This window comes from Actinomadura sp. NBRC 104425 (genome assembly GCF_030269545.1).
Taxonomy (GTDB): domain Bacteria; phylum Actinomycetota; class Actinomycetes; order Streptosporangiales; family Streptosporangiaceae; genus Spirillospora; species Spirillospora keratinilytica.
This window is the reverse complement of sequence record NZ_BSTN01000002.1, coordinates 425,269-445,773: the sequence shown is the minus strand read 5'-3', so window position 1 is coordinate 445,773 and position 20,505 is coordinate 425,269. Positions and strand designations below refer to the sequence as shown.

Genomic DNA, 20,505 nt, shown 5'->3' with positions numbered 1-20,505 from the left:
TCGATGTCTCGTAGATGAAAAACGTTTTAAGGTGATGTTGCGGAGGACGGTAGATGTGACTCAACGCACTCGTCAAGAGGGCACTTGCCGGAAAATCGCTGGATCCCCGGTGGGACAGGGGCTAACGAGTCTTCGGGAGCGGCGGGGCCGAGGAGGCGCCGACCGCGCCGCTGCTTCCAAGATCGCCACTGCGGGGTTGACACGTTTTAACGGCATGACCCAAAGTGAGCGGGCACACACCACAGACGCAGACCGACCCGGGGGCGGCAGATGAGCACAGACGGCACCGGCGAGGTCCCCGCACCGCGCCGGTCCGCGAGGAGACGTCCGGCCACGCGCAACGGTGCCGGGGGCCCGGCGACCGTGGGCATCAAGCAGGTGGCGCAGCACGCGGGAGTGTCTCCCGGCACCGTCTCCAACGTGCTCAACCGCCCCGAGCGGGTGGCCCCCGCCACCCGCGCCCGGGTCGAGCAGGCCATCCGCGAGCTGGGGTTCGTCCGCCACGGTTCGGCGTCGACGCTGCGCGCCGGGCACAGCCGCACGGTCGGGCTCATGGTGCTCGACCTGTCCAACCCGTTCTTCACCGAGGTCGCCCGCGGCGTGGAGGACGCGGCCAGCGAGCACGGCTACGCGGTGCTGCTGTCGTCGTCCGCCGAGTCCGAGGAGCGCGAGCAGCGCAACCTGCGCGTGTTCGCCGAGCAGCGGGTCCGCGGCGTGCTGGTCACGCCGGTGGACGACGGGCGGCAGGCCGACCGGCTGCGCGAGCGCGACATCCCGGTCGTCCTGCTGGACCACCCCACCCCCCGCGCGAACCAGTGCTCGGTGGCGGTGGACGACGTGGCGGGCGGCGAGCTGGCGGTCGGCCGGCTGCTGGCCGACGGCGCCCGCACGCTGGGCTTCGTCACCGGCCCCTCCGCGCTGCGGCAGTGCGCCGACCGGCGCAGGGGCGCGCTGCGGGCGCTGCGCGCGGCCGGGATGCCGCGCGAGGCGATGCGGGAGCTGACCGTCCCGGCGATGAACGCCCGCGCCGGCCAGGAGGCGGCGCGGCGGCTGCTGGCCGACGGCACCCTGCCCGACGCCATCTTCTGCGCCAACGACCTGCTCGCCCTCGGGGTGATGCGGGTGCTGCTGCAGGCGGGGGTGCAGGTGCCCGCCGACGTGGCGCTCATCGGCTACGACGACATCGAGTTCTCCGCCGCGGCCGCGGTGCCGCTCAGCTCGGTGCGCCAGCCCACCTACCAACTGGGCCGCATCGCCACCGAACTGCTGCTGGAGGAGTGCGACGACCCCGAGGGGCACGCCCACCAGCAGGTGATGTTCCAGCCGGAGCTGGTGGTGCGCGAGTCAAGCCGCCGCGTCGGCGCGGAGGACTCCGGCCTCCCGGAGATCTCCGTCGGCGCGGGCGGCTCCGAGGAGGAGCGATGAAGGTCGCGCTGTTCATCACGTGTCTGAACGACACGATGTTCCCCGGCACGGGCAAGGCGGTCGTGCGGCTGCTCAACCGGCTGGGGCACGAGGTCGACTTCCCGCAGGCCCAGACCTGCTGCGGGCAGATGCACTTCAACACCGGCTACCGCAGGCAGGCCCTGCCGCTGGTGCGCGGGTTCGCCGACGCGTTCGCCGGCTACGACGCGGTGGTGACCCCGTCGGCGTCGTGCGGGGCGATGGTGCGCGACTGGCACCCCAGGCTGGCGGCCGACTCCGGCGACCGCGCCCTGGCCGCGCGCGTGCAGGCGCTGACGCCCAAGGTGTACGAGCTGTCGGAGTTCCTGGTCGACGTGCTCGGCGTGACCGACGTGGGCGCCTACTTCCCGCACCGCGTCACCTACCACCCCACCTGCCACTCGATGCGCATGCTGCACGTGGGCGACCGGCCGCTGCGGCTGCTGCGCGCCGTGCGCGGCATCGACCTGGTGGAACTGCCCGAGGCGGCCGAGTGCTGCGGCTTCGGCGGCACGTTCGCCCTCAAGAACTCCGAGGTGTCGGCCGCGATGTGCGCCGACAAGGTGACCAACGTGCGCCGCACCGGCGCCGAGGCGCTGTGCGCGGCCGACAACTCCTGCCTGATGCACATCGGCGGGGCGCTGTCGCGCACCCGGTCCGGCGTGCGCACGGTGCACCTGGCCGAAATCCTCGCCTCCACGGAGGAGGACCGAACATGAGCAGCGGCACCGACAGCGGCACCGCCGCCCGCATGCCGACCTACCTGGGGATGCCGGCGTTCCCGGACGCGGCGCGCCGCGCGGTGGGCGACACCCGGCTGCGCCGCAACCTGGCGCACGCCACGTCCACGATCCGCCGGCGCCGCGCCGAGGCCGTCGCCGAGCTGGACGACTGGGCGGCGCTGCGCGAGGCGGGCCGGCAGATCAAGGACCACGTCCTGGCGAACCTCGGGCACTACCTGCGCCTGCTGGAGGAGAAGGTCACCGAGGCCGGCGGCACGGTGCACTGGGCGCGCGACGCCGCCGAGGCCAACCGGATCGTCACCGACCTGGTCCGGGCGACCGGCGAGACCGAGGTGGTCAAGGTCAAGTCGATGGCCACCCAGGAGATCGGGCTGAACGAGGCGCTGGCCGAGGCGGGCATCACCGCCCACGAGACCGACCTGGCCGAGCTGATCGTGCAGCTCGGCGACGACCGCCCGTCGCACATCCTGGTCCCGGCCATCCACCGCAACCGCGCCGACATCCGCGACATCTTCCGCCGCACCATGCCGGACGCGCCGGCCGGGCTGTCCGACTCGCCCGCCGAGCTGGCCGAGGCGGCGCGGCGGCACCTGCGCGCCAAGTTCCTGTCGGCGAAGGTGGCGGTGTCCGGGGTCAACTTCGCCGTCGCCGACACCGGCACGCTGGTGGTGCTGGAGTCGGAGGGCAACGGGCGGATGTGCCTGACGCTGCCCGAGACGCTGATCTCGGTGATGGGCATCGAGAAGATCGTGCCGAGCTGGCGCGACCTGGAGGTGTTCCTGCAGCTGCTGCCCCGCTCCTCGACGGCGGAGCGGATGAACCCCTACACCTCCGCCTGGACCGGCATCACCCCCGGCGACGGGCCGTCGGACTTCCATCTGGTCCTGCTGGACAACGGCCGCACCGCGACGCTGGCCGACGAGGTCGGGCGGCAGGCGCTGCGCTGCATCCGCTGCTCGGCGTGCCTGAACGTGTGCCCCGTCTACGCGCGGGCCGGCGGGCACGCCTACGGCTCGCCCTACCCGGGGCCGATCGGCGCGATCCTGTCGCCGCAGATCCGCGGCATCGGCTCGGACGTGGACTCCTCGCTGCCCTACGCGTCGTCGCTGTGCGGGGCGTGCTTCGAGGCGTGCCCGGTGGCCATCGACATCCCCGAGGTGCTGGTGCATCTGCGCGCCCGCGCCGTGGAGAAGGGGCGCAAGCATCCGCTGGAGCGCGCGGTGATGGACGTCGCGGGGTGGACGCTGCGTTCGCCCGCCCGGCTGGCGCTGGCGCAGCGCGCCGCGTCCGCCGGCCGGCACGTGGTGGGGCGGCGCGGCCGCATCCGGCGCCTGCCCGGGCCGCTGAGCGCGTGGACCGACACCCGGGACGCGCCGGCGCCGCCGGAGGAGTCGTTCCGCGCCTGGTGGAACCGCACCGGAGGGAAGGGCGAATGAGCGGGCGGGCAGGCGCGAACGCGCGCGAGGAGATCCTCGGCCGCATCGAGCGGATCACGGGTCGGCGCACGGCCGCCGACGTGGCCGAGTCCTACGCCCGGATCGACCGCGGCTACCTGCGGCGCCACCACGGCGAGCGGACCCTGGAGCTGTTCGCCGAACGGGTCGCCGACTACCGCGCCGCGGTGCGGCTGGTGTCCGCCGGCGAACTGCCCGGCGCGGTGGCCGAGGCGCTGGCCGCGCGCGCCGAGGCGCTGGCCGCGCGCGGCGAGGCGCTGGCCGCGCGCGCCGAGTCCCCGGCCGCGCGAGGCGAGTCCCCGGCCGCGCGCGGCGGCGGGGCGTTCGCGGTGCCGTCCGGACTGCCGGACGAGTGGCTGGCGCACGTCCCGCCGGAGCGGATCGCGCGCGACCCGTCCGCGGCCGAACTGGACGGGCTGGCGGGCGCGGTCACCGGCTGCGCCGCCGCGATCGCCGAGACCGGCACGATCGTGCTGGACCACGGGCCCGGCCAGGGGCCGCGGGCGCTGTCCCTGGTGCCCGACTACCACCTGATCGTGGTCACCGCCGGCCAGGTCGCGGCCGACGTGCCCGAGGCGCTGGAGCGGCTCGACCCGTCCCGTCCCCTCACCTTCGTGTCCGGCCCCTCGGCGACCAGCGACATCGAGCTGTCGCGCGTCGAGGGCGTGCACGGCCCCCGCACCCTGGAGGTACTGCTCGTCCCATGAACGCTTCATCTGCGGTGTTCGCCGCCGTCGACTTCGGGGCGTCCAGCGGTCGGGTGATGGCCGCGCGCGTCGGGCCGGGGACGCTGGAGCTGGAGGAGCTGCGGCGCTTCCCCAACCGGCCCGTGCGGGTCGCGGGCACGCTGCACTGGGACATCCTGGGCCTGTACGGCAACGTGCTCGACGGGCTGCGCGCGGCGCCGCCCGGCCTGGTGTCGGTGGGCATCGACTCGTGGGCCGTCGACTACGGGCTGCTGGACGAGCGCGGCGCGCTGCTCGGCAACCCCGTGCACTACCGCGACGCGCGCACCGACGGCGTCATGGAGCGGGTGCGGGCCGAACTCGGCGACGACCACCTGTACCAGGTGTCGGGCCTGCAGTTCCTGCCGTTCAACACCGTCTACCAGCTCGCGGCCGAATCGGCGGACGTGCTCAAGCGCGCGCGGACGCTGCTGCTGATCCCGGACCTGGTGGGGTACTGGCTGACCGGGCGGATCGGCGCCGAACGCACCAACGCGTCCACGACGGGGCTGCTCGACGTGCGCGCGGGCGCGTGGTCGCGGCCCCTGCTGGACCGCCTGGGTCTTCCCGCGCAGCTGCTGCCCGACCTGCGCGAGCCGGGCGACGTGGTGGGGACGCTGCGCGCCGACGTGGCCGAGGAGACGGGGCTGCGCGCGGACCTGCCGGTGACGGCGGTCGCGTCCCACGACACCGCCTCGGCCGTGGCCGCGGTCCCCGCCTCGGGGGAGCGCTTCGGCTACATCTCCTGCGGCACCTGGTCCCTGGTGGGTGTGGAGCTGCCCGAGCCGGTGCTGACCGAGGCCAGCCGCGAGGCCAACTTCACCAACGAGGGCGGGGTGGACGGCACCGTCCGCTACCTGCGCAATGTGATGGGGCTGTGGCTGCTGCAGGAGTGCCTGCGCGCCTGGGACTCCCCCGACCTGTCGTCGCTGCTGGCGGAGGCGGCGCGGGTTCCGGCGCTGCGTTCGCTGATCGACCCGGACGACCCCGAGTTCCTGCCGCCGGGCGGCATGCCCGAGCGGATCGCCGCGCACTGCCGCCGCCGCGGCATGCCCGAGCCGGGCACCCGCGCCGAGACCGTACGCTGCGTTCTCGACAGCCTGGCGCTGGCGCACCGCGCGGCCATCCGGCAGGCGGCGCGGCTGTCCGGCCGCGAGGTGGAGGTGGTGCACCTGGTCGGCGGCGGCTCCCGCAACGAGCTGCTGTGCCAGCTGACCGCGGACGCGTGCGGGCTGCCCGTCGTCGCCGGGCCGGTGGAGGCCACCGCGCTGGGCAACGCCCTGGTGCAGGCGCGCGCGCACGGGGTCGTGGGCGACCTGGCGGAGATGCGGGCGCTGGTCGCCGGGACGCAGCCGCTGCGCCGCTACGAGCCGCGCGGCGACGAGTCCGCCTGGTCGGATGCGGCCGCCCGCATCGGCCTGAGCTGAGCGGTCACCGGTACCCGGGTGGTCGGCGCTTTCTGACTGACCGCCGATATCGGTGTTTACCACGATGTGAGAGACGCCTGCGAACGAAGATCATTACAGTGATCTCCGGTGCGGATCCGACCGGAGTGGCGCGGCGGCCCCACTCCGCCGCGCTCCGGTGAACGCCATCTCGAAGGATCTCCTCCCCGGAGATCCCGTGCAGGAGTCTCGATGCCCGCTCCCCCCGGTCTGCGCCTGCCTCCGCCGCTGCAGGTGGCCTGGCTCGTCGCCGACCCGATGCGGTTCTTCGCCGCCGGGCGCCGCCTCGGGCCCGTCTTTGCGATCCGGCTCCCCGGCATGCCGCCGGAGGTGTGCGTGGCCACCGCCGACCTGGCCGAACAGGTGCTGGCCGCCGACGGCTCCGGGGGGCGCGCGGGGGCGGTGCGGCGCGGGCTGCTCGGGCCGCTGGTCGGCGAGGCGTCACTGCTGACGCTGGACGAGGAGCCGTGGTGGCGGCACCGGCGGCTGCTCGGCCCGCCGCTGCACGGGCGGGCGGTGGCGCGCTGGGGCGAGCGGGTGGCCGAGATCGCCGCCGCCGACATCGACCGGTGGCCGCTCGGCGAACCGTTCGCGCTGCGCCCCCGGATGGAGCGCATCACCCTCGAAGTGATCATGCGGGTGGTGTTCGGCATCCGCGACGCCGGGCGGCTGCGCCGCCTGCGCGTCCTGCTGCCGCGGCTGGTGGCGCTCGGCGGGAACGCCGCCGTGGTGCGCCTGCCGCCCCGGCCGCGCGAGTGGCTGCTGACCGCCCCGGCGGCGCGGCGCGCCGCGTTCCTGCCCACCACCCGGTTCGCGCGGGTCCGCGCGCAGGTCGACGCGATCCTCTACGACGAGATGGCCCGGCGCCGCCGCGACGGCGACCCGGGCGCCTGCGACGTGCTGTCGCAGCTGCTGGCGGCGCGGGACGAGGCGGGCGAGCCGCTGACCGACCGGGAGGTGCGCGACGAGCTGATCACTTTGCTGGTCGCCGGGCACGAGACCACGGCCACCGCCCTGGCCTGGACGTTCGAGCGCCTGGTGCGGACGCCCCGGGTGCTGGAGCGGCTGCGCGACGAGCCGGCGGACGGCGACGACGGCCGCGCCTACCTGGACGCAGTGATCAAAGAGTCGCTGCGGGTCCGCCCGGTGGTGCCGGCCACGCCCCGGGTGCTGGCCGAGCCGATGGTGGTCGGCGGCCACCGGATTCCCGCCGGATGGTGCGTGGCGGCGGTCATCCCGCTGGTGCACACCGATCCGGATGTGTTCCCCGACCCCGGGGTGTTCCGGCCCGAGCGGTTCCTCGGCCCGGAGGCGGCGAAGGCCAACCGGGCCTGGCTGCCGTTCGGCGGCGGCCGCCGCTACTGCGCGGGCGCCCAGCTGGCGCTGCTGGAGATGCGGATGATCGTCGCCGAGGTGCTGCGCCGGGTGGAGCTGCGTCCCGCCGACCCCGCGCCCGAGCGCGTCCGGCTCAGGGCGGTCACGCTGGTTCCGGCGAGGTCGGCGCGCGTCGTGGCCGCCCGGCGGGGTTCGGCGGCGGCCCGGCCGTGGCCGGGATGAGTGAGCAGAACGCGAGTAGAAGGGTGACGGGTAGGCAACGCCTAACTGAAGACTGTTGACATCCCCTTGGTTAAGGCGGTTGATGGCAGAGAGCGACCGCGGGGGGACGCGACCGCGGCGGTCCGGGCTGCGCAGGCCGGACCGCGGGTTCGGCCATGCCATCGGCCGAATCGGTAAAGTGTCCCCTGCGGCTGCCTGAAGATCGAGGCAAGACACCGGCTGGACGTCTTCGTCGCGGCGTGTCGACCGCCTTGTCACTACTGGTGGGGTGTGGACATGGAGGGTCGTACGGACCACCAGCCCGACGTCCTTCCGGCGGCCCTGCCGCTGGTGGGGCGCCAGGGCGTGCTGCGTGCCCTGGAGGAGGCGCTGGACGCCACGGCCGAGGGCGCGTTCCGGTTCGTCGCCCTCGTCGGCGAGCCGGGGGCGGGCAAGACCCGGCTGCTGAGCGAGCTGTCGGGGGCCGCCGCGGCGCGCAAGCTGCCCACCCGCGCGGGCCGCGCCGCCGAGTTCGAGCAGGAGATGCCGTTCGGCGCCGTCGTCGACGCCCTCGACGACCATCTGGAGGAGCATCTGCCCGACCTCGGGCCGGACGCGACCCGGCTGCTGTCGGCGGTGTTCCCGGCCCTGGCCGCCGCGCCCGCCGCCACCGGACCGGCCGCCGTGACCGCCGACGGGCGGCAGGTGGCCCGCTACCAGCTGTACCGGACCGTGCGGCGGCTGCTGGAGGAGCTGGCCGCCGCGTCCGGCCTGGCGCTGATGCTGGACGACCTGCACTGGGCCGACGAGGCCACCATCGAGCTGCTGGACCACCTGGTGCGGCACCCGCCGCGGGCGCGGGTGGCGCTCGCCGTGGCGTACCGGCCGGCGCAGGCGTCGCCGCGGCTGGCCGCGCTGGTCGAGGACGCGGTGCAGAACGGCCGCGGCCTGCGCGTCCCGGTGGACCCGCTCACCGAGCAGGAGGTCGCGCAGCTGCTCGGCCTGCGGGTGCCCGACGCGCGCTGCCGCGAGCTGTACCGCGCCAGCGGCGGCAACCCCTTCTACCTCGAGGCGCTGGCGCGCAGCCCGCAGCGGCCGGTCGCCGGCCCGGGCGACGGCGACCTGCCGCCCGCGGTGCAGGCCGCCCTGATGCTGGAGCTGAGCGGCCTGTCGCGGACCGCGCTGCTGGTGGCGCAGGGCGCGGCGGTCGCCGCCGACGAGTTCGACCCGGCACTGGCCGCGGTGGCCGCCGAGGTGTCGGAGGACGACACGCTGTCGGCGCTGGACGAGCTGGTCGCCCGCGACATCGTGCGGCCGATGGCCGAGCGGTTCCGGTTCCGCCACCCCCTGGTGCGGCACGCCGCCTACGGGTCGGCCGCGGCCGGGTGGCGGCTGGCCGCGCACGGCCGCATCGCCGCCTACCTGGCGCGGATCGGTGCGCCCGCCGCGGTGCGCGCCCGGCATGTGGAGCGGTCGGGGCGGGTCGGCGACCCGGCGGCGATCGCCACGCTGGTGGAGGCGGCCCGCACGTTCACCGCGCAGGCCCCGGTCACCGCGGCGCACTGGCTGCGCGCCGCGCTGCGGCTGATGCCGGAGAACATGCCCGAGCCGCCCGCGGCGGCGCAGGGCCGCCGGCCGCTGCCGTCCCGGCTGGAGCTGCTGCTGGAGCTGGCGCAGGTGGAGTCGCTCGGCGGGCGGCTGGCCGAGGGGCGCGAGACGGCCCGCACGCTGCTGCGGCTGCTGCCGACCGACGACTACGACCGCCGCGTCACGGCGGCGCGGCTGTGCGCGCTGATGGAGCGGCTGCTGGGCCGTCCGCACGAGGCGCGGGCGCTGCTGCTGGACGAGCTGCGCCGCATCCCCGACCCGGCGTCGCCGACCGGTGTTCCGCTGCGGCTGCGGCTGGTGGCCGAGAGCCTGTTCCGCGGCGACTTCCGCGCGGCCCGCGCCGTCCTGGAGAACATGCCCGAGAACGGCGGGGAGGGCTGGCCGCCCGCGGTGCGGATGGCGGTCACCGCGCTGCGGCCGATGTCGTCGTTCCTGTCCGGCGACCTGGCCGCCGCCGTCCGGTACGCCGAGACCGCCGACCGGCTGGTGGCCGAGGCGACCGACGACGAACTGGCCGAATGGCTGGACGCGGTGGCCTGGCTGTGCTGGGCCGAGCACATGATGGGCCGCTACGCCGCGTCCCGGCGGCACTTCGAGCGCGCGGTGTCGGTCGCCCGCGCCACCGGGCAGACCTACATCCTGGCCACCCTGCTGACCGGGCAGGCCCGCGCGTCCACGATGGAGGGCCGGCTCACCGAGGCCATGATGATCGCCGAGGAGGCGGCCGAGACGGCGCGGCTGCTGGGCGCGGCGCCGCAGCTGGCGGGGGCGCTGACCCAGCAGTCCCTGACGGTCGGCCTGGCCGGGGACGCCAAGGAGGCGCTGCGGCTGGCCGACGAGGCGATGCGCGCCGGCGCCGACGGCGGCGAGTGGTACGGCGCGCAGGCCCAGTACGCGCGGGCGCGGGCGCTGCTCGGCCTGTCGCGGGTGGACGAGGGCGTCGAGGCCATGATGGAGGCCTGCAACGGCTTCGGCGAGGTGATCCTGCTCGACCCCGACGCCCGCCTGGCCTGCTGCGAGACCATGGCCGAGGTCGCCGCGCAGCAGGGCCGCGACGAGGACGCCGCGCTGTGGGCCGGGCGCGCCGAGCAGGTCGCCCACCCGCAGCTCGACAGCGACCGGGCGCGGGCCATGCTGGCGCGCGCGCACGCGGCGATGTCCGCCGACCCGAAGACCGCCGCGGGCCTGGCCCGCGAGGCCGCCGCGCTGTTCGAGGCGTGCTACGCCCGCGTGGACGTGGGGCGGGCGCGGCTGGCCGCCGGGGTCGCCGCGGCCAGGGCCAAGGACCGCGCCGCGGCCCGCGACGACCTGCGCGCCGCCGCCGAGATCTTCGCCGCGTGCGGGGCCCGCCTGCTGCACTCCCGGGCCACGCTGGAGCAGCGGCGCGTCGGCATCCGCACGCCCGGCCCGGCGGGACGCGGCGCGTCGGGGCGGCGGGGCGGCGACGAGCAGTTCGGCCTGTCCCAGCGGGAGTTCGAGGTCGCCATGCTCGTCTCCGACGGCCTCACCAACCAGCAGATCGCCGAGCGGCTGTTCATCAGCGTCCGCACCGTCGAGACGCACCTGTCGCACATCTTCTCCAAGCTGGACATCACCTCCCGGGTGAACCTGGTGAAGGCGCTGGCCCGGCTGCAGACCGACGCGCAGGAGTAGCGCCCCCGCCACACGGCGGGAGAGGGTTGACGTGGCGCTCGCGGGCGGGGCCGGCGCACCGTTGAAACGGGCGCGGTCCGCGGTGCGTCACATGACGCTGAAGGGCCCTCCGGAGAATCACGCACGACACGTCCTCCGGAACGGCACCGTGGAAGTCAGGGTTTACCACGATGTCCCCGCGCCCGAGGGGACGCCATGGTTGTTGCCGAGCTGGGGAGGTCGATGGACATGCAGCGTCCCGTCGCGCGCTACACGCTGGACGGCGTGGAGAAGGCCGAGATCTCGGTGCACCCGTTCGCCACCGAGGACGGTCTCGGGCTGCACCTGACGCGCTTCCACCGCGCCGACTGCGACGACGTGGTGCTGCTCCTGCACGGCCTGCCGGCGTCCAGCGACATGTTCATCATGCCCGAGCACTACAACATGGTGAACTTCCTGCTGGACAACGGGTTCACCGACGTCTGGACGCTGGACTTCCGGATGAGCAACCGGTACCCGTACAACGCCGAGACCAACGGGTACAGCCTCGACGACATCGCGCTGTACGACCACCCCGCCGCCATGCGCGAGCTGCGCCGCCACATCGGCGACCGGCGGGTGCACGTCGTCGCGCAGTGCCTGGGCGCGGTGTCGTTCTTCATGAGCATGTCCGCGGGCCTGATCACCGACGTCACCAGCGCGGTGTCCAACAGCGTCTCGCTGGTCACCCGGGTGCCGGCGTGGTCGCGGCTGAAGCTGAACTTCGGCCCCGCCATCGTCGAGTACGGGTTCGGGGTGTCGGTGCTGGACGCCTACTCGGCGCGGGCGGGCCGCTTCACCCGCAACCGGATGATCTCCCGGCTGGTGTCGGCGGTGCACCGCGAGTGCGACAACCCCGACTGCCACATGGTCAGCTTCATGTGGGGCACCGGCTTCCCGGCGATGTTCTACGACCACGACAGCCTGGCGCCCGAGACGCACCAGCGGTGGGCCGACCTTTTCCCGGTGACGGGGCTGAGCTACTACCGGCACATCCGCAAGATGGTCAAGGCCGGGTACGCGGTGAAGAACCGTCCGGGCGACCCGCGCTACGCCGCGCTGCCCGACAACTACCTGCGCGACGCCCCCGAGAACCTGCCGCCCAGCCTGTTCTTGACCGGTTCGGACAACCGCGTGTTCACCGACTCCAACATCGTCTGCCACCGCGTCCTGTCGCGCCGGGCGCCCGGCAGGCACTCGCTGAAGGTCCTGCCCCGGTACTCCCACGTGGACCCGATCGTCGGCCGCAACGCGCACGCCGACGTGTTCCCGGCCATCCTGGAGCACCTGCGCAAGCACAGCCGCGACCGGCAGGTGGCCTGATGGAGCACGTCGACACGGTGGTCGTCGGGTCCGGGTTCGGCGGCTCGGTGGCCGCGTACCGGATGGCCGAGGCCGGACGGTCGGTGGTGGTGCTGGAGCGCGGCCGCGCGTACCCGCCCGGCACCTTCCCCCGCTCCCCCGCCGAGATCGGCCGGGCGTTCTGGGACCCCGAGGCCGGGCTGTACGGGATGTTCGACGTCTGGAGCTTCAAGGGCTTCGACTCGGTGGTGTCGTCCGGTCTGGGCGGCGGGTCGCTCATCTACGCCAACGTGCTGCTGCGCAAGGACGAGCGGTGGTTCGTCACCGACCTGCCCGGCGGGCGGCACGAGGAGTGGCCGGTGAGCCGCGCGGACCTCGACCCGCACTACGACGCGGTCGAGAAGATGATCGGCACCGCCGTCTACCCGCTCGACCGGCCGCCGTACGACCACACGCCCAAGGCGCACGCGATACAGGACGCGGCCGCCGAGCTGGGGCTGCACTACAGCCGGCCGCCGCTGGGGATCAGCTTCGCCCCGTCGCCCGGTGCCGAGCCGGGAGTCGGCCTGCCGCTCGCCGAGCCGTCCTACGGCAACGTGCACGGCGTGCCGCGGCGCACGTGCCGGCTGTGCGGCGAGTGCGACATCGGCTGCAACGACGGCGCCAAGAACAGCCTCGACCACACCTACCTGTCGGCGGCCGCGTTCCACGGGGCCGACCTGCGCACCGAGCACGAGGTCAAGGGGATCCGGCCGCGGCCCGGCGGCGGCTACGAGGTCGACTACGTCCACCACGACGTGAACGTCCGCAAGGACAGGCGGCCGGTCCGCACGATCGCGTGCGAGCGGCTGGTCCTGGCGGCGGGCACGTACGGCACGACGTACCTGCTGCTGAAGTCGCGGGCGGCGCTGCCGGGGCTGAGCGGGGCGCTCGGCACCCGGTTCAGCGGCAACGGCGACCTGCTGACGTTCCTGCTCAAGGCCAAGGACCGCGACCGGGTGCGGCCGCTGGACGCCAGCCGCGGCCCGGTCATCACCAGCGCGATCCGGCTGCCGGACGCCCTGGACGGCGCGCCGGGCGCCGGGCCCGGCGCCTACATCCAGGACGGCGGCTACCCCTCGTTCGTCGACTGGATGGTGCCGGGGCTGGAGCCCGACGAGCAGATCGTGCGGGTCGTGAAGTTCCTGTGGCAGCGGTTCGTGGAGTTCTTCAAGGACGCGCCCGACACCAACGTGTCGGCGGAGCTGTCGGACCTGATCGGCGACGGGGCGCTGTCGGTCAGCTCGCTGCCGCTGCTGGGCATGGGCCGCGACGCCGCCGACGGCCGGCTGGAGCTGCGGGGCGGGCGGCTGAACGCCAGGTGGAGCGCCGAGTCCAGCCGGGCGCACTACGCGCGGCTGCGCAAGACCATGCGGGCCATCGCCGACGTGCTCGGCGCGGAGTACGCCGACAACCCGATCTGGTTCCGCAAGCGGGTCATCACGGTGCACCCGCTGGGCGGCGCGCCGATGGGACGGCACGAGGGCGAGGGCGTCTGCGACGCCTTCGGCGAGGTGTTCGGCCACCCCGGCCTGTACATCGCCGACGGGGCGGCGATGCCCGGGCCGGTGGGCCCGAACCCTTCCCTGACGATCGCGGCGATGGCCGACCGCCTGAGCACCCGGGCGCTGGAGAACGCCGCGAGCCGGGGCAGGAGCACGCACACCCCGCCGCGCGACGGCGCACAGCGGACGCACGACGCACCGGACACGGGGGCCGGGCCGGCCTCGGGGGAGGCCGGCCCGTCTGGAGGGGCGGGGAACGGCACGGCGTATGAGGCGGACTCGGGGCGCCCCGAGCGGGACCGGGGGACGTCCCCCGGGGCGGACGCCCGTACGTCGTTGTCGTTCACCGAGGTGATGAAGGGGTTCGTGACGTTCGGCGAGGACGACCCGCGCGCGGGCGAGCTCGCCGGGGCGCGCGAGCGCATCACGTTGCGCCTCACCATCACCGCCGACGACGTCGACCGCTTCCTCGACGAGCCCGAGCACACCGCGCGGGCCGACGGGTGGGTGGAGTCCGCCGGCTGCGGGGGCCGGCGGGCCGTCCTGCGGGGCTGGTTCAACTGCCTGGCGCCCGCGGGCGCGGAGGACCGCCGCCTGATGAAGTACCGGCTGCACTTCACCGACGGCGAGGGCCGGCCGCGCACCCTGACCGGGCAGAAGAACGTCCTGCACGGCCCGCCCACGCGGATCTGGCCGGACACCTCGACCCTGTACGTGCGGATCCTGGACGGGCACGTGCCCGAGGGCGGGGACGCGGACGCCGAGGTGCTGGCGGCCGGGGTGATGCACATCCGGCTGCCCGATTTCGCCCGCCAGCTGACCACGTTCCGCACGTCCGGTCCGGACTGCGCGGCGGCGCTGGTGCGGTTCGGCCGGTTCTTCGCCGGCGAGCTGTGGGAGGTGTACGGCCCCGACGCGGCGTGACGGGGATCGCGTCAGGGCCGGACAAACGCGCGGCGCGAGGGAACTGCGGGGTGCCCTCGCGCCGCGCCTTTTTCTTCAGCGCAGCTGCCTTGCGGATCCGGTGCGCGGACCGTTGAACCCTTTCCGCCGGGCGCCCCGTACTGCCTTCCGACGCGGCACACGCCACAGCGGAGGAGGCACATGAACGTCCGGGGACGGGGCGTCCTCATGGGGACCGCGGTCGCGGCGGCCTGCGCGACGCTCGCGGGCTGCGGCCTGTACGGCGGGGCCTCGCAGGGCGCGGCGCCCGCCGGTACGGCCACGGGCGGCGCCGCGGGGGCCGCCGGCGAGCAGCCGGCCTCGGGCGGATGGCCCTGGAAGGGGACGCCCACCATCGAGCCCCGGGGCGCCGCGAGCCCGACCGGGCTGCGCGCGATGCAGGACTACCAACTCGGCGCGATCCTGGTCGACAACCGGGGACGCGCCGTCTACCGGTACGACCGCGACAGCGCCCGCCCGTCGCTGTCCCGGTGCGTGGGGACGTGCGCGCAGACCTGGCCGCCCGTGCTGTGGACGCCGACGCTGGACGTCACGGGGGTGGAGCGGGCCAGGATCGGCCGGATCAGGCGGTCCGACGGTGCCCTGCAGGTCACCGTGGGCGGCTGGCCGCTCTACCACTACTCCCAGGACACCTCCCCCGGCGACGAGAACGGCCACGGCGTGAACAACCTCTGGTTCGTCGTCCGGCCCAACGGCACCAAGGCCCAGGCGGGCACCGGCACGGCAGTCGGCACCGGGACGACCGTCGGCCTCGGCGCCGGGGCGGGCGGCGGCTCCGGCGGCGCACCCGGCGGCTGACCCGCATCCCTGCCCGACCTCCCGACTACCCCCATCAGCGGAGATTGCCGAATGGCACACAGATCCTCGACCACCGTGGCGGCGCGCCGCCGCCCGCGCGGCGGTGACGGCGGCTCCGGCCCGTGGAGCTGGTTCCGCGGCCCCCGCCCCGCCGACGCCGTGGACGACCAGGTGATCGTCACCGAGCTGTACCGCGTGTACGGCCGCCCGCTGCTGTCGTTCGTCCTGCGGCTGACCGGCGGCGACCGGCACTGGGCCGAGGACGTCGTCCAGGAGACGATGATCCGGGCCTGGCGCAGCGCACACCAGCTGGACGCCAACGCGACGTCGATGCTGCCGTGGCTGGCCACCGTCGCACGCCGGATCGTCATCGACGACCAGCGCCGCAAGAACGCCCGGCCGCAGGAGGCGGGCGAGGGCCCGCTGGAGAACATGCGCGCCCCCGACGGGTTGGAGGATCTCCTGCGATCAGTCGTCGTGTCCGAGGCGCTCCAGTCGCTGTCCCCCGCGCACCGCGAAATCCTCAACGAGACCTTCTTCCGGGACCGCTCGGTCAACGAGGCCGCCAAGCAGCTCGGCATCCCCGTCGGCACCGTCAAGTCCCGGGTCTACTACGCGCTCCGGGCGCTGCGCGTGGCCCTGGAGGAAAGGGGCGTCACGCCGTGACGACCGGCCCATCGCACATCGACGTCGGCGCCTACGCCCTCGGCCTGCTGGAGGAGCCGGACCGGCGCGCGTTCGAGGCCCACCTGTCCACCTGCCTGCCCTGCAACGAGGAGCTGACCGTGCTGCGCGGGGTCGCGGCGCAGCTGCACGGCATGCCGCCCATCGAGGACCCGCGCGACGCCACGCCCGTCCCGCCGCCCCCCGAGGTGGTGACCGACCTGCTGCGGCACCGGGCGCGGAAGATGCGGCGCGGCCGGGTCCGGCGCGCGCTGGTCGGCGCCGCGGCCGGGGTGGTGCTGCTCGCGGGCGCGTTCGGCACCGGGCTCACCATGTCCGGCGACGCGGGCGGCGGGGGCGCAGCGGCCGCCGGTGCCGGCCCGTCGGTGCGGGTCGTGGACGGCAGCGTCGAAGCGCTCATGCGGGACGGGCAGCGCGTCACCGCCTCCGACCCCGGCACCGGTGTGACGGGCACGGTCGCGGTGGAGTCCAAGCTGTGGGGCAGCCGGGTGGGGCTGCGCCTGTCCAAGGTGCGCGGCCCGCTGCAGTGCGAGCTGGTCGCCATCGACCGGACGGGCCGCGCGCACACGGTGGCGGGCTGGTCGGTGCCCGCCAAGGGCTACGGGGTGCCGGGCTCCCCCGACCCGCTGACGCTGCAGGGCGGCACCGCGCTGTCGTCCGACGAGATCGCCCGCTTCGAGGTGCGGACGATCGGTCAGGGCGGCGGCCGCACCCTGCTCACCGTGCCGGTCTGAGCCCGCGGGGAGGCGCCGTGTGCCGCCCGCCCCGCGGCGGTGCCTCCCCGCCTTCCGAACCCGGTCCCGGAGCGCTGCCCGGGTCGGTGTCCGGCCTGTCCCCCGCCATGGTCCGGACGCCGCCCTTTCCGGGGCGCCGGGTGACGGCTGCACGGCCACGATCCGTCCTCGTGGCCGTGCAGCCCGTTCATTCGGCCGTTCGATTGCGCGGGGGCGTCTCCCCGGCAAGCAGGGCGGCGCGGTGCCGGGCGAGGGCCAGCGCGGGATAGCACTCGGGGGCAAGCCGGTCGGCGTCGGCGAGGGCGGCGCGCAGCCTGGCGCCGACGGCCGCCGGGTCGTGGGGCTGCACGACGCACAGTTCGGCCTGCATCGCCCGGCGGGCGGCGGCCATGAGCGCGGGCACGTCCCCCACGACGACGACCTCGCTCGGGACGTCGCCGTATCCGAGCCGTACGGCGAGGGCGTGCAGCCCGGATCCGTCGAAGGTGTAGCGGAACTCGCAGACCAGCCTGTCGCCGTCCAGGGGCCCCTCCTGGATGAGCCACACCTGCCCTGGGGCGACCCGGCCGAGCCGCCGCGCCCACGGCGGTTCGCCGCCTTCGGGGGTGCGGGGCGCGCGCCGGGCGGCGCGGGCGGCCGCCGGGCGGGCCTCGGCCGGTCCGACCGCGGCGAGCGCGCGCAGGAACAGGCGCGCGCCGGGCGTCCCGGCGGACCCCAGCACGGTGATCAGGTCGGCGAGGGCGGCGCGGCGCGCGGCGGCGTTCGGGGCCGCCGCCTCCAGCGTGCCGAGCTGCGCGGACGTCCACACCTCGGCCCGCAGCGCGTCGGGCAGCCCGGGCAGTTCGCCGGCCGCCCGCACGTAGGCCTCGTAGACCTCGCGCAGGGCGGGCAGCATGAGCCGGGGGCGGCCGCCGGGCGGGGCGGCCGGTCGAGTGGCGCTCATCGCTCCAGGTTAGGCGCCCCGGCGGGCGGACGGGTCCGCGCAGCCGCGGACGCGGACGCACCGGTGCTTTGCGAGGATGCCGAGTACGGCGGCGCCGTCGGCCCCGAGCACGCCTTCGAGTCCGGCCCGGGCCGGGTGCCGGACGGCGTCGAGGTGCTGATCCGCTCCCGCGCCGGCAGCGCCTGATCCCCGTCTCGCGTCCGGTGGCGGGATCAGCGGGCGCGGCGGGCCTTGGCGTGCCGGGTCGGCTCGGCCGTCACGGGGTCCTCCGGCCACGGGTGGCGCGGGTAGCGGCCGCGCAGTTCCGCCCGCACGGCCCGGTAGCCGTCCCGCCAGAACGAAGCCAGGTCGGCGGTGACGGCGGCGGGCCGCCCGGCCGGCGACAGCAGGTGCACCACCAGCGGGACGCGCCCGCCGGCCAGCCGCGGCGCGGCGTCCCAGCCGAACAGCACCTGCAGTTTGACCGCCAGCACGGGCTGCTCCCCGGAGTAGTCGACGCGGATCCGGGACCCCGACGGCACCTCGATCCGCTCGGGCGCCAGCTCGTCCAGCCGCGCCGCGCACTCCCAGGGCGGCAGGGCGCGCAGCGCGGCGGCCACGTCGATGCGGGCCAGGTCGGCGCGGCGGCGGGCCCCGGCCGCGGTGATCCAGTCTGCGGCGTGCTCGATCAGGGCCCCGTCGTCCACCCGCGGCCACGGGTCCCCGAGCGCGCGGCGGCAGAACGCCAGCCGCTCGCGCAGCGCGACGGCCGCGGGCGTCCAGGTGAGCAGGCCCGGCCCCTCGGCGCGCAGGCCGTCCAGCAGCGCCGCCCGCACCCGCTGCGGGTCGGGCTCGGGCAGCGGACGCACCGTCAGCTCGATCGCGCCGAGCCGTTCGACGCGCCGGGCGGCCACGTCGCCGTCCCGCCAGGCGACCTCCTCGTCCTGCGCCAGCAGCGGCGCGGCGGCCGGCCGGGCGATGTCCTCGTCGATGACGACGGCCCGCCGGATGCGGGCGGTGGCGGCCCCGGCGGGCCGGTCGGCCTCCGCGACGGCCAGCCATTCGGCGCGGGCCGCCGCCAGCGCCGACCCGTCGGCCAGGGCGGCGCCGGTGCCCGAGGCCATCAGGTAGCCGCCGTCGGGCCGCCTGCGCGCCACGCGCTCGGGGAACGCCAGCGCGACCACGGTGCCCGCCACCGCGTCGTCATGCCCCTTGACATGCCCCTCCAGATGCCCCTCCACATGCGCCTCCGCCGGCGGCGGGTCGTGCGGGAGGGCGTTGCGCAGGCGTCCGGCCTCGTCGCGCCAGCGGGCGGCGTAGGCGTCGGCGGGCGGGCCGGGGCGGCGCAGCGTGCGCCACAGCGCGGTGAGGTCGTCGCCCGCGCCGCGCGGCGGCGGCTCCGACAGCATCGCCACCACCTGGGCGGCGGCGCGGGCCCCGACCCGTTCGGCGCCGTCCACCAGCGCCCGCGCCAGGCGCGGGTGGACGCCGACGCGGGCGAGGACGCGTCCACGCTCGGTGGCCCGGCCGTCGCCGTCCACCGCGCCGATGGCGCGCAGCGTGCGGCGCGCGGCGCGCATCGCCGCCTGCGGAGGGGCGTCCAGCAGCGCGAGCCCGGCCGCGTCCGGGTCGCCCCAGCAGGCGGCGTGCAGGGCGAACGCGGTCAGGTCGGCCAGTTCGATCTCGGGGCGGGGGCGGGCGGGCAGCCGTTCGTGCTCGGCCCGGCTCCAGCAGCGGTAGACGGTGCCGGGGGCCTCCCGCCCGGCGCGTCCGGCGCGCTGCTCGGCCGCGGCGCGCGAGACCCGCACGGTGGTCAGGGCGCCGAGGCCGCGGGCGTGGTCGGTGCGGGGCTCGCGCGCCAGTCCGGAGTCGACGACGACGCGCACGCCCGGCACGGTGAGGCTGGACTCGGCCACCGAGGTCGCCAGCACCACCCGCCGCCGCTCCCCCGGCGCGAGCACGGCGTCCTGCACGGCGGCCGGCGCCTGGCCGTGCACCTGCAGCACGTCCGCGCCCGCGCCGGACAGCAGCCCCGCCACCCGGGCGATCTCGCCGGCGCCCGGCAGGAAGCACAGCACGTCGCCGTCGCGTTCGGCGAGGGCCCGGCGCACGGTCGCGGCGACGTGGTCCAGCAGCGCCGGATCGACGCGCATGCCGTGCGGTGGCGCGGGCGGCCGCTGCGGCGCCGCCCAGACCACCTCCACCGGGTGCAGCGCCGCCTCGGTCTCCACGACGGGGGCGGGCGCGCCGTCGCCGCCGAGCAGGCGCGCCCACGGCTCGGTGTCGGCGGTGGCGGACGCGGCGACCAGGCGCAGTTCGGGGCGCAGGGCGGCGCGCACGTCGAGGAGGAAGGCCATCGCGGTGTCGGCGTCCAGGTGCCGTTCGTGGCACTCGTCGAGGACGACCGCGGCGATGTCGGCCAGTTCCGGCTCGTCCTGCAGCCGCCGCAGCAGCACGCCCGTGGTCACCACCTCGACCCGCGTGCCGGGGCGGTGCTCGCCGCGCACGCTGACGCCGACCCGGCCGCCGACCCGTTCGCCCAGCAGCCACGCCATGCGGCGCGCGGCGGCCCGCGCGGCCAGGCGCCGCGGCTCCACCACGACCACCTTGCCGTCCGGGGCGGCGGGCCCGTCCGACGGCGTCAGCCCCGCCAGCGCGAGCGGGACCAGCGTCGTCTTGCCCGTGCCGGGAGGCGCCGCCAGCACGGCGACGCCGTGTTCGCGCAACGCCGCGCGCAGCCCGGGCAGCGCTCGGCGGACGGGCAGTTCGGTCAGGGCCGCTCGGAGACGTTCGTCAGGCACCGCACCAGTGTGCCGGGCGCCGGGTGGCGCTCTCGCCGCCGCGTCGTACATCATGTGAGAAACACCACGCGGAAAATGGGCGTCCGACTCTTGCGGTGATAGTTGCACTGCGTATTTCAGCCGGGTGCCTAG

At 75.7% G+C, this 20,505-nt stretch carries 15 protein-coding genes; 13 read left to right on the top strand and 2 right to left on the bottom strand.

What is annotated here, in order from left to right:
- The first annotated feature begins 270 nt into the window (after positions 1–270).
- From QSK22_RS05150 to QSK22_RS05095, 12 genes are all read left to right on the top strand, one after another.
- A complete protein-coding gene (locus QSK22_RS05150) occupies positions 271–1,425 on the top strand; it encodes a LacI family DNA-binding transcriptional regulator (RefSeq protein ID WP_285492773.1) in 1,155 nt (384 codons plus the stop codon).
- Positions 1,422–2,162 carry a (Fe-S)-binding protein gene (locus QSK22_RS05145; protein WP_285492772.1) on the top strand — a complete coding sequence of 247 codons (741 nt, stop codon included), beginning with the start codon at positions 1,422–1,424 and terminating at the stop codon, positions 2,160–2,162. Before QSK22_RS05150 ends, QSK22_RS05145 begins: the two co-directional genes overlap by 4 nt.
- Before the next feature lie 50 nt (positions 2,163–2,212).
- A complete protein-coding gene (locus QSK22_RS05140; protein ID WP_285492923.1) occupies positions 2,213–3,622 on the top strand; it encodes a LutB/LldF family L-lactate oxidation iron-sulfur protein in 1,410 nt (469 codons plus the stop codon).
- The gene (locus QSK22_RS05135; protein WP_285492771.1) at positions 3,619–4,347 is read left to right on the top strand and encodes a LutC/YkgG family protein; all 729 of its coding nucleotides are present in this window, start codon (positions 3,619–3,621) and stop codon (positions 4,345–4,347) included. Before QSK22_RS05140 ends, QSK22_RS05135 begins: the two co-directional genes overlap by 4 nt.
- Entirely contained in the window at positions 4,344–5,792 is a 1,449-nt protein-coding gene (locus QSK22_RS05130; protein ID WP_285492770.1) for a rhamnulokinase, read from the top strand. Before QSK22_RS05135 ends, QSK22_RS05130 begins: the two co-directional genes overlap by 4 nt.
- A 210-nt stretch (positions 5,793–6,002) precedes the next feature.
- Positions 6,003–7,367, top strand: a complete 1,365-nt coding sequence (locus tag QSK22_RS05125; protein ID WP_285492769.1) for a cytochrome P450 — start codon at positions 6,003–6,005, stop codon at positions 7,365–7,367.
- 276 nt (positions 7,368–7,643) lie between these two features.
- Entirely contained in the window at positions 7,644–10,607 is a 2,964-nt protein-coding gene (locus tag QSK22_RS05120; protein ID WP_285492768.1) for a helix-turn-helix transcriptional regulator, read from the top strand.
- A gap of 195 nt (positions 10,608–10,802) precedes the next feature.
- On the top strand, positions 10,803–11,948 hold the full coding sequence (locus QSK22_RS05115) for an alpha/beta fold hydrolase (RefSeq protein WP_285492767.1): 1,146 nt from the start codon (positions 10,803–10,805) through the stop codon (positions 11,946–11,948).
- On the top strand, positions 11,948–14,395 hold the full coding sequence (locus tag QSK22_RS05110; RefSeq protein ID WP_285492766.1) for a GMC oxidoreductase: 2,448 nt from the start codon (positions 11,948–11,950) through the stop codon (positions 14,393–14,395). The genes QSK22_RS05115 and QSK22_RS05110 overlap by 1 nt, the downstream gene beginning before the upstream one ends.
- A 180-nt stretch (positions 14,396–14,575) precedes the next feature.
- Positions 14,576–15,232, top strand: coding sequence for a hypothetical protein (locus QSK22_RS05105; RefSeq protein ID WP_285492765.1), 657 nt, complete (start codon positions 14,576–14,578; stop codon positions 15,230–15,232).
- A 51-nt stretch (positions 15,233–15,283) separates the two neighbouring features.
- The gene (locus QSK22_RS05100; RefSeq protein WP_285492764.1) at positions 15,284–15,898 is read left to right on the top strand and encodes a sigma-70 family RNA polymerase sigma factor; all 615 of its coding nucleotides are present in this window, start codon (positions 15,284–15,286) and stop codon (positions 15,896–15,898) included.
- Positions 15,895–16,650 carry an anti-sigma factor family protein gene (locus QSK22_RS05095; protein WP_285492763.1) on the top strand — a complete coding sequence of 252 codons (756 nt, stop codon included), beginning with the start codon at positions 15,895–15,897 and terminating at the stop codon, positions 16,648–16,650. Before QSK22_RS05100 ends, QSK22_RS05095 begins: the two co-directional genes overlap by 4 nt.
- A gap of 187 nt (positions 16,651–16,837) precedes the next feature.
- Here the strand turns inward: QSK22_RS05095 and QSK22_RS05090 are convergent, their stop codons facing one another.
- Positions 16,838–17,593 (bottom strand): hypothetical protein, encoded by a 756-nt coding sequence (locus QSK22_RS05090; RefSeq protein ID WP_285492762.1) that lies wholly within the window; start codon positions 17,591–17,593, stop codon positions 16,838–16,840.
- Positions 17,594–17,656: 63 nt separating this feature from the next.
- Between QSK22_RS05090 and QSK22_RS05085 the strand changes: the two genes are divergently transcribed.
- A complete protein-coding gene (locus QSK22_RS05085; protein ID WP_285492761.1) occupies positions 17,657–17,779 on the top strand; it encodes a hypothetical protein in 123 nt (40 codons plus the stop codon).
- A 26-nt stretch (positions 17,780–17,805) separates the two neighbouring features.
- Here QSK22_RS05085 and hrpB read toward each other — a convergent pair whose 3' ends face one another.
- The gene (gene hrpB / locus QSK22_RS05080) at positions 17,806–20,424 is read right to left on the bottom strand and encodes an ATP-dependent helicase HrpB (RefSeq protein WP_502872279.1); all 2,619 of its coding nucleotides are present in this window, start codon (positions 20,422–20,424) and stop codon (positions 17,806–17,808) included.
- Positions 20,425–20,505: the final 81 nt, after the last annotated feature.

Excerpts from the sequence above, each read along its gene's own strand:
- QSK22_RS05110 (WP_285492766.1), top strand. The coding sequence starts at position 11,948 with ATGGAGCACGTCGACACGGTGGTCGTCGGGTCCGGGTTCGGCGGCTCG.
- QSK22_RS05130 (WP_285492770.1), top strand. The coding sequence starts at position 4,344 with ATGAACGCTTCATCTGCGGTGTTCGCCGCCGTCGACTTCGGGGCGTCC.
- QSK22_RS05105 (WP_285492765.1), top strand. The coding sequence starts at position 14,576 with ATGAACGTCCGGGGACGGGGCGTCCTCATGGGGACCGCGGTCGCGGCG.
- QSK22_RS05150 (WP_285492773.1), top strand. The coding sequence starts at position 271 with ATGAGCACAGACGGCACCGGCGAGGTCCCCGCACCGCGCCGGTCCGCG.
- QSK22_RS05140 (WP_285492923.1), top strand. The coding sequence starts at position 2,213 with ATGCCGGCGTTCCCGGACGCGGCGCGCCGCGCGGTGGGCGACACCCGG.
- QSK22_RS05145 (WP_285492772.1), top strand. The coding sequence starts at position 1,422 with ATGAAGGTCGCGCTGTTCATCACGTGTCTGAACGACACGATGTTCCCC.
- QSK22_RS05125 (WP_285492769.1), top strand. The coding sequence starts at position 6,003 with ATGCCCGCTCCCCCCGGTCTGCGCCTGCCTCCGCCGCTGCAGGTGGCC.
- QSK22_RS05100 (WP_285492764.1), top strand. The coding sequence starts at position 15,284 with ATGGCACACAGATCCTCGACCACCGTGGCGGCGCGCCGCCGCCCGCGC.
- QSK22_RS05120 (WP_285492768.1), top strand. The coding sequence starts at position 7,644 with ATGGAGGGTCGTACGGACCACCAGCCCGACGTCCTTCCGGCGGCCCTG.
- QSK22_RS05090 (WP_285492762.1), bottom strand. The coding sequence starts at position 17,593 with ATGAGCGCCACTCGACCGGCCGCCCCGCCCGGCGGCCGCCCCCGGCTC.
- QSK22_RS05115 (WP_285492767.1), top strand. The coding sequence starts at position 10,803 with ATGGTTGTTGCCGAGCTGGGGAGGTCGATGGACATGCAGCGTCCCGTC.
- QSK22_RS05135 (WP_285492771.1), top strand. The coding sequence starts at position 3,619 with ATGAGCGGGCGGGCAGGCGCGAACGCGCGCGAGGAGATCCTCGGCCGC.
- hrpB (WP_502872279.1), bottom strand. The coding sequence starts at position 20,424 with ATGTACGACGCGGCGGCGAGAGCGCCACCCGGCGCCCGGCACACTGGT.